A 13,249-nucleotide genomic window follows, 5' to 3' on the forward strand; every position below is an offset into this window, starting at 1 on the left:
ATTATTTTGGCCGATGAGCCAACAGGTAACCTCGATACCAAAACATCGGTAGAGATTATGGGTTTATTGGAAGAAATCCACAGTAAGGGGAATACCATTATTCTGGTAACGCACGAGGAAGATATTGCGCAGCATGCACACCGTATTGTGCGTATGCGTGATGGATTGATTGAGAACGACTATTTGAACACTGATATTAAAAATGTTTCCCCACGCTTGCAGGCATTGAAAGATAATGGCAGCGATTGGGAGAAAATGAATTGAGGTTGAGGGTATAAGGTATAGGGCTAAGTTTTATCACCTGGTTATTAAATCTTTCTAACAAAATAAATTAAGGTTGATGGTATGAGTATTAGGGATAGCGCTTCGAAAGCCCTAAGCCTTAAACCTTATGCCTTAAACCATTTCAGCATGAAAATCTACACTAAAACAGGCGACAAGGGACAAACCTCATTAATTGGTGGTACCCGCGTTCCAAAATATCATTTACGTATTGAAGCTTACGGCACGGTTGATGAATTAAATTCATACATCGGCTTAATTATGTGCCAGGATATTGAAGCGCACGATCAGCAGCTTTTAAAAGAGATCCAGGATCGGTTATTCACTGTTGGTGCATCGCTTGCCGCTGATCCCGAAAAATCGAAAATGAAAATCCCCGATCTGCACGATTCAGACATTATCCTGCTGGAAAATGAGATGGATGCAGCTAATGAAAGCCTGCCTCCTTTAAAACATTTTGTGCTGCCAGGCGGAAATACTGTAGTATCTTACTGTCATATTGCTAGGTGTGTTTGCCGCAGGGCAGAAAGACTTACAGTAGAACTTGCAGAAAACAGCTTTGTGGATGAGCACGTAACGATTTATCTGAACCGTTTGAGTGATTATCTGTTCGTTTTGGCACGAAAACTGACAACGTATTTCAAAGCAGAAGAAAACGTTTGGATCCCCCGTGTTTAATAGTGGAAAAATAAGTTTGTTTTGCTCGAAAATTTTAATATAATTTGCGCAATAATAAGAATTAGAATTTAATAGAATTGAAGATATGTATTGGACATTAGAATTAGCATCGCACTTGGAAGACGCACCATGGCCTGCAACTAAAGACGAATTAATTGATTATGGTATCCGTTCTGGTGCACCTGTTGAGGTAATCGAAAACCTGCAGGCACTTGAAGATGATGGCGAGCCTTATGAAACAATTGAGGAAATTTGGCCGGATTATCCGACTAAAGAAGATTTCTTCTTTAACGAAGACGAATATTAATTATTTGATCGAATAGAAACGGAAAGCAAATCTCAAAAGGATTTGCTTTTTTTGTTTTATCTGTCGCGCCAACCGCCATACGCTTTTCGCTCTCCGCTAATAAAAAACTTACATTTTTTAAACAAAAGTCAAAAGCCACGTGTTAATACATCAATAATATAACATTGCTAAAAAATTAACACTATGGGAAATTTATTGTATTTAGTCGCAGTAGTATTGGTGATACTATGGGTGATCGGATTTATATTTCACGGCTTCGGCGACGTTGGCGGAATAATCCACGTTTTATTGGTAATCGCAGTTATTGCAATCCTGCTCAAGATTATTGGCAGGGCTGCATAAAATATAGTCAGCGAACATTCAGTAGCCTCAGATGCTATTGAAACAAAAAGGAGTCCCGAAATTTCGGGACTCCTTTTTGTTGTCGTGATCGTCATGCTGAATTTATTTTATTAGCCGTTTTTATTGTTTTCAAAGGTCTAATAGCTACTTCGTGGTCGGCATCTTGCTCGCATAATAGACCCTGAAATGAATCCGATAGCTATAGGATCAGGGTGACGGTGCTGTATTTAAGCACCGTAAAGGGCGTTTAATAAGAATATTATTACTTGGGCTATGGTTCTTAATTTTTCAGCAGCAGCTCTGCCAGTTCCAGATCAATAGGGTAGGTAATTTTTATATTTCCCCTTTCTCCTTCAATAATATTAATGCCGTAGCCAATTGATTCTACCACACTGGCATCATCTGTAAAATGGCCGGCGAAATCCTGTTTATAAGCTTCTTTAAGGATATTAAGGCTAAAAGTTTGTGGCGTTTGTACCAGATAGATCTCATCCCGCTTTAAAGCTGATGTTTTATCGTCTCTAAGCATCCTTACGCTATCGCTTGATTGTATGGCTGCAATAACATTTCCCTGCGTCTCAGCAGCTTTAAAACAGTTATCTATTAAAGATTTGGATACTAAAGGTCGCACAGCATCGTGTATGGCTACAAAACTTTCTTCTTCAATGGTTTCAATCGCATTTTTAACCGAATGGAAGCGTTCTTTGCCACCATCAATTACATCATGTGGGACATAGAAATTGAATTCTTCGCATAATCTCGACCAATAGGCCTGCTGATCTTTGCTTAAAACCAATAAAATTTTGGGTTGGGTATCGCTTTGGGCAAAAGCCTTAATGGTGTGCATCAGAACCGGAAGGTTTTTGAGCAGTAGAAATTGTTTTGGGGTTTCTGTTTGCATCCGATTGCCAGAACCGCCTGCTACAATTATAGCGTAGTATTTCATCTTTTAAGATATGAGATTATAGATTTGAGATATGAGACCTGATTAACTCAAATCTCATATCTCACTACTCAAATCTAGATAATTAGCATGGCATCGCCATAGCTGTAAAATTTATATTTTTCTTTTACCGCAACTTCGTAAGCATTCATTACGTTTTCGTAACCGCCAAATGCACTAACCATCATCAATAAAGTAGACTCTGGTGTGTGGAAATTGGTGATCATTGAATTTGCAATACTGAAATCGTAAGGAGGGAAGATAAATTTACTGGTCCAGTCGTTAGCTGCTTTTAATGTCCTGTTTGCAGAAACAGCCGATTCGATTGCGCGCATTGAAGTTGTTCCAACTGCACAAACTTTTCTTTTTTCTTCTATTGCTTTGTTTACAATGTTTGCATCTTTCTGCTCGATGATAAACTGCTCAGAATCCATTTTGTGTTTGGTTAAATCTTCAACCTCAACTGTTCTGAAAGTACCTAAACCAACGTGCAAAGTAACTTCTGCAAATTCTACACCTTTAAGCTCAAGGCGTTTCATTAACTCGCGGCTGAAGTGTAAACCTGCAGTTGGAGCAGCTACAGCGCCTTCATGTTTGGCGAAAATAGTCTGATAACGCTCTTTATCTTCAGCAGTTGCTTTACGTTTAATGTATTTGGGAAGTGGTGTTTCACCTAAAATCTCCACGTTCTTTCTGAATTCTTCATCGGTACCTTCGAAAAGGAAACGGATGGTACGGCCACGTGATGTAGTGTTGTCAACTACCTCAGCTACCAATAAATCATCGTCGCCGAAGTATAATTTGTTACCTACACGGATTTTACGCGCCGGATCAACCAGTACATCCCATAAACGTAATTCCTTGTTCAATTCACGCAATAAGAAAACTTCGATAGTAGCACCGGTTTTCTCTTTGTTGCCATATAAACGGGCAGGAAAAACTTTAGTGTTATTTAATATCATAACGTCCTTGTCATCGAAATAACCTAAAACGTCTTTGAAAATTTTATGTTCAATTTTACCGCTGTCTTTATGCAATACCATTAAGCGGGCTTCGTCGCGCTCTTCAGCCGGATTGTTGGCTACTAATGATTCGGGTAAGTTGAATTTGAATTGTGATAATTTCATTCTTGATGAATTTTTTGAGGTGCAAAAATACGAATTTAATTTTTCTTTTCCGTATTTTATCAAACGCAATTACAGTATATTATGTTTTACCCTATTTTATGTCGAATAATACATATTTTAACGCCATTGTAGATGTAAAATTTAATAGTTTTGAAAATCAGCTGTAACCTTTTTAACGGCTTTGCATCTAAACCTTAATTATGATAATCTTTAGGCTAATAGGCGAGAGTTTCCGTTTTGCATTTGATGCGTTGCGCCAGAATAAATTACGTACCATGTTATCGCTTTTGGCCATAACCATCGGTATATTTATTGTTATTTTTGTTTTTTCGGGTGTTGATACCTTTAGGGGCAAACTTCAATCAAGTGTAGATAAACTGGGTTCGAACACTATTTATGTGCAGAAATGGCCGTGGAGTTTCAGCGATAATTATCCATGGTGGAAATATATGAACCGCCCTCAGCCTTCTTTAAGAGACTTTGCCAACCTGAGGGAGCGTATGGAAAATGCCCAGGGGATTACTTTTGAAATCTCTACCAGCGATAGGGTAATCAAATACAGGAGTAATTCGGTTGAAGGGATTACAGTTTCGGCCGCTTCGCATGATTTTAATAAAACCTGGAACTTTGAACTACAGTCTGGCCGTTATTTTACCGAATCAGAGAGCAATTATGGTACTCCGGTAATGCTTATGGGCGCCGATATAGCCCAGGGACTGTTCGGTTCGGAAGATCCGATAGGCAAACAGGTTCAGGTACTGGGCAGAAGGCTCACGGTTATAGGTGTATTTAAAAAGGAAGGTGAAGATATTTTCGGAACCACACTGGATAAAAATGTTAATATTCCCATAAATTTTGCAAAAGGTGTACTCGATATACAAAGTGAACGCTACGGACCGCAGATTACAGTGAGGGGAAAAGATAACGTTACACTCGAAGAAGTAGAAAGCGAGCTGCAGGGTTTAATGCGCTCTATACACAGGATCAGGCCAGGACAGGAAGAAGATTTTGCTTTGAATAAAACCACCATTATATCCAACAAACTCGATTCGATGTTTGTAATGGTAAACTGGGCCGGATGGATTATAGGTGGATTCTCTATTTTGGTTGGTGGATTCAGTATTGCCAATATTATGTTTGTTTCCGTTAAAGAACGTACCAATATCATCGGGATACAGAAGTCGTTGGGCGCTAAAAACTATTTCATCCTGCTCCAATTTGTTTTTGAGTCTATTTTGCTCTGTATTTTAGGGGGATTGCTCGGCTTACTGCTCGTTTATCTGGTTGCTTTGGTTGTTGGCCTTGGTACAGGATTTTATATTTCGCTGGGTATAAACAATATTGTATTGGGTATCGGGATATCGGTTATTATCGGCGTCATTTCGGGCTTTTGGCCGGCTTATTCGGCATCAAGACTGGATCCGGTTGAAGCGATCAGAAGCTAGTTTAGTTTGCAATTGAAAGTTTGCAATTAGCAGTTGCCGTCGTTAATAAACCTTATTGAAGTGAAAAGCCCGCAATCCCGATTTTTCATCGGGAGAGGACTTGGAACAGAAAGAAGGAATGCGGTATCCGATGAAATACTGGCTTTCATTTTCAAATCATCAAAAAATGCAATAAAGACCCTGAAATGAATTCAGGGTGACGAGTGCGTTGTAAAACTAGTATAATAGCAAAAAAAACCTCCGTTAAACTTAATTAACGGAGGTTTTTTCATTATAAAGTTAGCTGAAAACTGCCAACTGTAAACTGATTAAGCTAATTTACCTAATGCTTCTTTAATCCTTCTTAATGCTTCAACCAAACTTTCATCTGATGCAGCGTAGGATAAGCGGATGTAATTGTTGTTACCGAACGAATCGCCACCAACAGTTGCTACATGGCCAACATTCAATAAATATAAAGCCAGGTCAGAAGAATCTTTGATTACATTTCCATCTGCATCTTTTTTACCAAAGAACGAGCTGATTTCGGGGAAGAAATAGAAAGCACCATCCGGAAGATTGGTTTTAACGCCAGGAATTTCGTTCAATAGATTGTATACAAGTTCTCTGCGGCGTAAAAATGCTTCTTTCATTTCCAAAACACTCGCTAAACCCTGCTCATAAGCTACAATACCCGCCCTTTGAGCAATAGAACATGTGCCAGAGGTGGTTTGTCCCTGTAATTTATCGTTAGCAGCGGCAATTTCTTTATTTGCTGCGATATAACCCAATCTCCAGCCCGTCATAGCGAAAGCCTTTGAAAAGCCGTTTACGATAATTACACGGTCTTTAATGCTATCAAACTGGGCAATTGATTCGTGTTTATCCACGAAATTGATGTGCTCATAAATCTCATCTGATAAGATATAGATATTAGGATGTTTTTCGAAAACCGCAACCAAAGCTGCCAATTCTTCTTTGCTGTAAACCGAACCGGTTGGATTACATGGAGAAGAAAACATGAACAGTTTCGATTTAGGTGTGATGGCTGCTTCTAACTGTGCCGGCGTAATTTTAAAATTGCTTTCGATATCGGTATCGATGAAAACAGATTTTCCTTCGGCAAGGGTTACCATTTCCGAATAAGAAACCCAGTAAGGTGTAGGAATGATCACTTCATCATCCGGATCGATCAGGGTTAAAATTACGTTCGATAAAGATTGTTTGGCACCTGTAGAAACAACGATCTGCGAAATATCATAATCAAGGTTGTTTTCAGTTTTCAACTTATTTACGATAGCCTGGCGCAGATCAGGATATCCCGGTACCGGCGAGTAACGGGTATAATTTTCGTCTAATGCTTTTTTAGCAGCATTTTTTACATGGTCGGGCGTATTAAAATCGGGTTCGCCAACACTTAAACTAATGACATTGATGCCTTTAGACGCTAATTCGCGGCCAAGTTTGGTCATTTTAAGGGTTGCAGATTCAGATAGGCTGTTGATTCTTTTAGATAAGGTGCTCATGGTTAATTACTTTGAGCGCAAATATATAAACCAAATATTATTCTGCACTAAAAAAGACATAGTTTTTCTCATTTAATTTATCGGTTAAGCGTATTTTTGGAAAAAATATCCTTGTGCAGGTTAAAAAGAAAGCAATAATTATATCCCTTGTGGTGAGTGTGCTGTTGATGCTGGCCAAGTTTATTGCCTATTTTATTACCGGTTCTAACGCTATCTTAACCGATGCTGCAGAGAGCATTGTAAATGTAATTGCAGGAGCTTTTGCTTTTTACAGCATTTATCTAAGTACACAGCCTAAAGATGAAAACCATCCTTATGGACATGGAAAAGTAGAATTTTTTTCTGCTTTTGTAGAAGGGATATTGATACTGATGGCCGGTGTGGCTATTATTTTTAAATCTTCGTATAACCTTGTTTATCCACACGCCGTAGGCGAACTCCTTGCAGGAACTTTGATTATCGGTTTTACCGGATTGGTTAACCTGATTGTTGGCCTTTACCTGATCAATGTGGGCAAAGATGTACATTCGGTTACTTTACAGGCTGATGGCAGGCACTTATTAACCGATACTTACACGAGTGGAGCCATTGTATTGGGCCTGATATTGATCCAGCTGACAAATATTATTTGGCTGGATAGCTTACTCTCTGTGTTAGTGGGCTTTTACATTATTTATTCGGGCTACAAACTTACCCGTGGCTCGGTTGGCGGATTGATGGATGAAAGCGATTTTACACTGGTTGAAGAGGTAGTGGAAGTGCTCCAAAAAAACCGCCATAATCCGTGGATTGATGTACATAACCTGCGCACACAGCAGTATGGACCTGAATTTCATATCGATTGCCATGTAACTTTGCCTTATTATTTTGATTTGAACAAAGTGCACCGCGAAATTTCGCAGATAGATGAGCTGATCAATAAAAACGGACTGCGAAAGGCGGAACTTTTTATCCATGCCGATCCGTGTTTGCCCGAATGTTGCCATTATTGCCACATGAGCGAATGTGGGGTTAGGGCAGAAGCTTTTAGGAAAGAAATCATCTGGACACCAGAAATAGTAATAAAAAACAAAAAACATTTCGAAAATGAGCTACTTTAATGTAAGGGTTTATGGTTTATTGATTAACCGGCATAACGAGGTTTTAGTGAGTGATGAAGAAGAATACGGATTCCGTTTCAGCAAATTTCCGGGTGGCGGGTTAGAGCTTGGTGAAGGCCTGATTGATGGCTTGAAAAGGGAATTTGTTGAGGAATGCGAGGCCGATATCGATGTTTTATCACATTTCTACACCACCGATTTTTACGAGAAATCATCCTTTAACGATAGTCAGGTAATCAGTGTTTATTATCTGGTTAAGGAAAAAGCACCCTTACAATTGGCATTTAAGGATACCATTTACGATTTCGATGGCGAAGGGGAGATCCTTCAGGCTTTCAGGTGGGTGAAAATAGAAGATTTGGATATCGAATCGATCACTTTTAAAACTGATAAAACCGTTGCCCAACTTTTAAAAGAACAATATTCAGTTAAATTATAATTATTTTATGTCAGATAACTCCCAGTTTCCAACCTCCAAACTCAATCTAACTGAACGCGATCAAAAGGTGATTTGGCACCCTTATACCCAAATGAAAAATGCGCTTCCACATATTCCGATTGTAAAAGCAGAAGGTGTATATGTTTTCGACGAAGACGGTAAAAGATATATAGATGCTGTTTCATCGTGGTGGGTAAATATACACGGGCATTCGCACCCTTATATTGCCGAAAAAGTAGCAGAACAGCTTAAGGTACTGGAACATGTGATTTTTGCCGGTTTTACCCACGAACCAGCCGTGTTGCTTGCGGAAAGACTTTTACCGATACTTCCCGGTAAGCAGGAAAAGGTTTTTTATACGGATAATGGCTCAACTGCAGTAGAAGTGGCTTTAAAAATGTGCCTGCAATACTGGGATAATAAAGGAAAGCCGAAAACGAAGATTTTAGCATTTAGAAATGCCTATCACGGTGATACATTCGGAGCCATGTCTGTTAGTGGCCGGAGTATTTTTACCGATGCTTTTAACAGTTTATTATTCGATGTCGAATTTATCGATCTGCCGAATGAAGATAACATCTCACAACTCCAAGCTCGAATCTCTGAACTCCGAACTGAAGTAGCTTGTTTTATTTTCGAACCCCTTATTTTGGGCTCGGGCGGTATGTTAATGTATGAGGCAAAACATCTTGATCAGCTTTTATCGGCCTGTAAAGAAGCGGGTATTTTGACCATAGCAGATGAAGTAATGACCGGTTTTGGAAGAACAGGGACTTATTTCGCCTGCGAAAAACTGGCAAACAAACCTGATATTATCTGTTTAAGCAAAGGTTTAACCGGGGGCACAATGCCTTTGGGGGTAACTACCTGTACAAATGAGATTTTTGAAGCTTTTTTAAGCGATGATAAGCTGAAAACGCTTTATCACGGACATTCGTTTACAGCCAATCCAATTGCATGTGTGGCTTCACTGGCTAGTTTGGATATCCTGTTAAAAGATGAAACCATACAGAATATTAAGCGGGTAGAGGCTAAACATGCCCTTTTTCTGGAAGAGATTAAAACACACCCGAAAGTTAAGGCTATCAGGCAAACCGGAACCATTATCGCCATTGAATGGGAAACCGGAAATGAAACTTCCTATTTAAGTAACCTGCGTAATCTGCTGTATGCTTATTTTTTAGATAAGGGAATTATATTGCGTCCGCTTGGAAATATTATCTATATTTTGCCGCCTTATGTAATCAGCGATGAGGATCTGGATTATATTTATGCAACGATTAAGACAGCACTGGAAGAGATTTAGTTTTTAGGTTGTAGCGTGACGCTATCTGTGGTGTAAGATGGTAACATCTTACACTTAACCAGATCTTTTTTGATATAAACAAGAGGGTGTATTATAAATATAAATTGCCATGCTTGAGCTCGTTTCCAAACGAGCGCATAAATAGTCACACGATTTTATCGTTGTAAACGATATTCTATTTAACGCTCGTTAGAAACGAGCGTTAGCGAAAGATGACAACATCTTACGCGTGGTTTATTTTTAAGGATTCTTCGCTGCGTTCAGAATCACAATTATATCTGTAGTACCTGTCGTAGTGGTTCCTATCTCCACGAACCACTAATCTATCCATGCTTGCGCTCGTTTCCAAACGAGCGCGTAAATAGTCACACGATTTTATCGTTGTAAACGATATCCTATTTAACGCTCGTTAGAACGAGCGTTAGCGAAAGATGACAACATCTTACACTTGGTTTATTCTTAAAGATTCTGAACGCAGTGAAGAATCACAATTATATCTGTAGTACCTGTCGTAGTGGTTTCTATCTCCACGAACCACTAATCTATCTCTGTTAAGCCTCCGGCTCTAAATATTTTTTTAATGCATCGTTAACAAAGTAATTCCAACCGCCATTAAAGCTGGTTTTTGCAAAGTCTGGTCCGTTAGCGGCAAAGCTTTCTAAACCTGTGTGTGTCAGTTTTAATAAGGTTTTATCACCCTGTTCAAATAACGCCCAGCTCACTTCTGAGTTGCCGGCTAAGCCATCATAACGCCAGGTGTAAGCTAGTTTTTTTCCTTCAACCAATTCTGTTATTTCACAGAGGTGCAGGTATTGCGGGCCATCGTCTGCCCCGCCGGTAAATTGAAATTTAAACCCTATTTCAGGTTTGAATTCTTTTAATTGAAAATACCATTGTTTAATTTCACTATTATCAGTTAAAGCTTTCCATACTTTATCGATAGGAGCGTTGTATACACGTTCAACAATTACGGGCTCGTTTTCCATTTTAATCAGGTTGAAATTTATTAATAGAAATATTTTTAGAGGCCTAGCCCAATGGCATTTTACTCATATCCATATAAAGTACACTCCACCGCTGTCCGTCAAGATCGATAAAGCCGCAACCGTACATCCAACCATCTTTATAACCTGGTTCGCCGTAAAGTGAACCACCTGCTGCAACAACTTTTTTAGCCAGTTCGTCTACTTCTTCCGGACTTTCGGCATCAATTGAAAATAACACCTCGGTGCCGCTACGTTTATCTGCAATACTGGTTCCGGCAAAGCCTTCATATAGTGATTCTTCGAAAAGCATCAACGCGAAATTGCTTTCACCAATTAAAAAACAGGCCGAATCTTCGCGGGCACCATATTGTAAATTAAGACTAAAGCCTAATGTTGTAAAAAATGCCTTCGATTTGTTGATGTCTTTTACCGGAAGGTTTATCCAAAGTGATTTTGTCATAACGTTTTATATTTGTTGTTAGTAAAGATAGATAAGATGCTTTGGACTTATCCTTGCCAAAGACGAAAAAATAAAGGGCTATTCGAGACAATTAATCTCTATTGTATTTTTCTGAAAGCCTTTTAGGCGCAACATTACAATAAGAAAGGCTGAGTGCGTCGATAACCATTTCCTCCTTTAATTCGTCAAGCTCAAAAATGGTCCATCCCTGTTTGCCCCAGGCACCTGTTGCAGGTTTTATTTTGTCAGGACTAAAAGCACAAAAAACAGACTGGTCAATTTCAGATAATTTTAATGTAGCGCTGTTTTTTTCGATATTCAACGTTGCAAAAATCTTTTTATTTACGCGAAAAGAGGTTTTTTCGAAATGTGGCTGTTCCGTTACCTCTTCAAAAGATAGGCAATGGGCAACAAAGGTTAAACTATCCATCAGTTATTGTGTAAAAGTAATTAGCGAACTATTGAATATTAGCTTAGGCAACTGCTTATCTATTAAGGTATTTAACACTTTAACAGGCTTTTCATCTATATCGTAAAAATAAAGCTTATTGGTATGCAATTTAAATGGTAATTCATTGGGCAGGTCAAAATGATACTTTGCGCTGAATTTCTTCTCCGGGCCATAAAATATAAGCCAGCTATTTCCGTGATAAACGTTGGCCGCTTTTATCCGGCTGAACTCTTTCACTACATAGAATAGAATTTTGCTGTCTTTATCGGTTATTTTTCCGAGATAAGTTGATCGCGTATCACCATTTTGCGTTTTTTGAAATATTTCTTTACCAATATTTTCTGCACTGAACTTTATATTCTGTGCAGAACATAAAGCAGATGAAAATAATAATAGGATTATTGCAGAATACCTTAATAGCATTGAACTAAATTTCCTACAATTTATACAATTTTTGCGGATGTTGTTCTGCGTGGCTCAAAATTAAATTAAGGATATAACTATTGGATTGGTAAATGGATAGGTCGCTTTTAACCGGTGCTAAACCGGCCGAAAGGTAATTTTTGTCGGTGAAGTAGCCCATTCCATAAAACTTTCCATTTTCTACCACTAAACAGCTAAATTCTTCCTCTTTACGGCCTTCATCAACCAGCGCAAAGCTAGGCTGTTGTTGCTGGAGATCATTTAATGCTTTTTTTAATTTGTTATTGTAAACGGATACAGTTTCTATGCCGCTACAGGCCCCAAAACATTGTCCGTTTTCGTGCGCATAACATTTTGTGGCTTTTTTTTGCAGGTAACAGAGTTTGGCACAGAGCTGATATTTGTCTATCAGTTGGGTTAAAAAGTTGTAGCCTTCCAATAAACTGTTAAAACTCTGTATGGCATTGTTATTTTTCTTGTGTTTGTCTACAGCTAAACGCAGATACCCATTCTGATCCTCGAAAACGTATAAATCGTATTTATGTTCGTAGCGCTTCATGGCACGGTTGTTTTCAGGCCATAAACGTTTAATTTCATTCGCTTCCAAAATCAAAGCCATCAGTTCGGTACCGCAGATTACAAAATCTACATGGTGTATGGTACGTAAAAACTCCTGTCGCTGGCGGTTTGGTGTATTACCCGTAAAATGGCTTATTACTCTTTTTTTAAGGTCTTTCGCCTTACCTACATATACAATTTTGCCTTTGCTGTCCTTAAAGTAATAAACGCCGGGCTGGTTGGGCAATCTTAAAATAGAAGCTTTATCTAAATGCGGTGGTAAAACCTGCTCTTTCGAGGTTTTTTTTAACATTTCGGTAATTATACCCTCCTGATCGTTATCCAGCAGCATGTTAAAAAGGATGCTTGTTGCATCTGCATCACCAGCTGCCCTGTGCCGGTTCTGTATGGGGATCTGTAAAGCTGTACATAATTTACCCAAACTGTAGGACGATTTTCCGGGGATGAGTTTTCGGCTTAACCTAACCGTGCAGAGTTTTCTGCATTGTAAATCATAACCCGAGGCTGCTAAATGGTGTTTTAAAAATGAATAATCGAAATTTACATTATGTGCTACGAAAATCTTATCGTTCAGTAATTGATAAATCTGCAGCGCAACATCATCAAAAGTGGGTGCATCTTTAAGCATATCATCATCAATACCTGTTAAGGCCGTAATGTATACCGGAATGGGTTGTTTCGGGTTGATCAATGTAGTATAAGATTCAACTACCTGATTACCATCATGAATATTAATGGCCACTTCGGTAATGCCGTTTGCTGAGGCGTGACCACCAGTGGTTTCGATATCTACAACTGCGTATAACATTAAATTGATTTGAAATACAAATCTATGCTAAAATAATTAGTATAAAAATAATTTTGATGATTTCTTTA

The 13,249-nt window shown here is 38.7% G+C and carries 15 protein-coding genes and 1 pseudogene; 8 read left to right on the plus strand and 8 right to left on the minus strand.

What is annotated here, in order from left to right; genetic code table 11:
* The 4 genes and pseudogenes from B2V92_RS00805 to B2V92_RS00820 all read left to right on the plus strand — a co-directional run.
* A pseudogene (locus B2V92_RS00805) lies at positions 1 to 264 on the plus strand (macrolide ABC transporter ATP-binding protein); the annotation flags it as partial.
* Between the two features lie 147 nt (positions 265 to 411).
* The gene (locus B2V92_RS00810; RefSeq protein WP_293303981.1) at positions 412 to 960 is read left to right on the plus strand and encodes a cob(I)yrinic acid a,c-diamide adenosyltransferase; all 549 of its coding nucleotides are present in this window, start codon (positions 412 to 414) and stop codon (positions 958 to 960) included.
* An 85-nt stretch (positions 961 to 1,045) separates the two neighbouring features.
* Positions 1,046 to 1,267 carry a DUF2795 domain-containing protein gene (locus tag B2V92_RS00815; RefSeq protein ID WP_010603503.1) on the plus strand — a complete coding sequence of 74 codons (222 nt, stop codon included), beginning with the start codon at positions 1,046 to 1,048 and terminating at the stop codon, positions 1,265 to 1,267.
* Positions 1,268 to 1,450: 183 nt separating this feature from the next.
* Positions 1,451 to 1,609, plus strand: a complete 159-nt coding sequence (locus B2V92_RS00820) for a lmo0937 family membrane protein (protein ID WP_143009563.1) — start codon at positions 1,451 to 1,453, stop codon at positions 1,607 to 1,609.
* A gap of 280 nt (positions 1,610 to 1,889) precedes the next feature.
* Here the strand turns inward: B2V92_RS00820 and B2V92_RS00825 are convergent, their stop codons facing one another.
* The gene (locus tag B2V92_RS00825) at positions 1,890 to 2,555 is read right to left on the minus strand and encodes a 2-C-methyl-D-erythritol 4-phosphate cytidylyltransferase (RefSeq protein WP_293303958.1); all 666 of its coding nucleotides are present in this window, start codon (positions 2,553 to 2,555) and stop codon (positions 1,890 to 1,892) included.
* A 74-nt stretch (positions 2,556 to 2,629) separates the two neighbouring features.
* Positions 2,630 to 3,679, minus strand: coding sequence for a tRNA preQ1(34) S-adenosylmethionine ribosyltransferase-isomerase QueA (gene queA, locus B2V92_RS00830; protein ID WP_293303960.1), 1,050 nt, complete (start codon positions 3,677 to 3,679; stop codon positions 2,630 to 2,632).
* A gap of 200 nt (positions 3,680 to 3,879) precedes the next feature.
* On the opposite strand from queA, the gene B2V92_RS00835 reads away from it, so the two are divergent.
* A complete protein-coding gene (locus tag B2V92_RS00835) occupies positions 3,880 to 5,124 on the plus strand; it encodes an ABC transporter permease (RefSeq protein ID WP_293303962.1) in 1,245 nt (414 codons plus the stop codon).
* Between the two features lie 308 nt (positions 5,125 to 5,432).
* On the opposite strand, the gene B2V92_RS00840 is transcribed toward B2V92_RS00835, so the two are convergent.
* The gene (locus B2V92_RS00840) at positions 5,433 to 6,629 is read right to left on the minus strand and encodes a pyridoxal phosphate-dependent aminotransferase (RefSeq protein ID WP_293303964.1); all 1,197 of its coding nucleotides are present in this window, start codon (positions 6,627 to 6,629) and stop codon (positions 5,433 to 5,435) included.
* Between the two features lie 113 nt (positions 6,630 to 6,742).
* Between B2V92_RS00840 and B2V92_RS00845 the strand changes: the two genes are divergently transcribed.
* From B2V92_RS00845 to bioA, 3 genes are read left to right on the plus strand one after another with little or no spacing between them, the layout of a single operon-like run.
* Positions 6,743 to 7,729 (plus strand): cation diffusion facilitator family transporter, encoded by a 987-nt coding sequence (locus B2V92_RS00845; RefSeq protein WP_293303966.1) that lies wholly within the window; start codon positions 6,743 to 6,745, stop codon positions 7,727 to 7,729.
* Positions 7,716 to 8,168 (plus strand): NUDIX domain-containing protein, encoded by a 453-nt coding sequence (locus B2V92_RS00850; protein WP_293303968.1) that lies wholly within the window; start codon positions 7,716 to 7,718, stop codon positions 8,166 to 8,168. The genes B2V92_RS00845 and B2V92_RS00850 overlap by 14 nt, the downstream gene beginning before the upstream one ends.
* Before the next feature lie 7 nt (positions 8,169 to 8,175).
* The gene (bioA, locus tag B2V92_RS00855) at positions 8,176 to 9,474 is read left to right on the plus strand and encodes an adenosylmethionine--8-amino-7-oxononanoate transaminase (protein ID WP_293303970.1); all 1,299 of its coding nucleotides are present in this window, start codon (positions 8,176 to 8,178) and stop codon (positions 9,472 to 9,474) included.
* Positions 9,475 to 10,025: 551 nt separating this feature from the next.
* Here the strand turns inward: bioA and B2V92_RS00860 are convergent.
* The 5 genes from B2V92_RS00860 to B2V92_RS00880 form a co-directional block, all read right to left on the minus strand.
* Complete coding sequence (locus B2V92_RS00860; RefSeq protein ID WP_293303972.1) at positions 10,026 to 10,460, minus strand: SRPBCC family protein; 435 nt, start codon at positions 10,458 to 10,460, stop codon at positions 10,026 to 10,028.
* A 43-nt stretch (positions 10,461 to 10,503) separates the two neighbouring features.
* Positions 10,504 to 10,920 (minus strand): VOC family protein, encoded by a 417-nt coding sequence (locus tag B2V92_RS00865; protein WP_293303974.1) that lies wholly within the window; start codon positions 10,918 to 10,920, stop codon positions 10,504 to 10,506.
* Between the two features lie 91 nt (positions 10,921 to 11,011).
* Positions 11,012 to 11,350, minus strand: a complete 339-nt coding sequence (locus B2V92_RS00870; protein ID WP_293303976.1) for an MmcQ/YjbR family DNA-binding protein — start codon at positions 11,348 to 11,350, stop codon at positions 11,012 to 11,014.
* A gap of 3 nt (positions 11,351 to 11,353) precedes the next feature.
* Entirely contained in the window at positions 11,354 to 11,794 is a 441-nt protein-coding gene (locus B2V92_RS00875) for a hypothetical protein (RefSeq protein ID WP_293303978.1), read from the minus strand.
* 13 nt (positions 11,795 to 11,807) lie between these two features.
* Entirely contained in the window at positions 11,808 to 13,181 is a 1,374-nt protein-coding gene (locus tag B2V92_RS00880; RefSeq protein ID WP_293303979.1) for an exonuclease domain-containing protein, read from the minus strand.
* Positions 13,182 to 13,249 lie beyond the last annotated feature (68 nt).

Origin of the sequence: Pedobacter sp. UBA5917 (assembly GCF_002432345.1) — a bacterium.
In the GTDB taxonomy this organism is placed as follows: domain Bacteria; phylum Bacteroidota; class Bacteroidia; order Sphingobacteriales; family Sphingobacteriaceae; genus Pedobacter.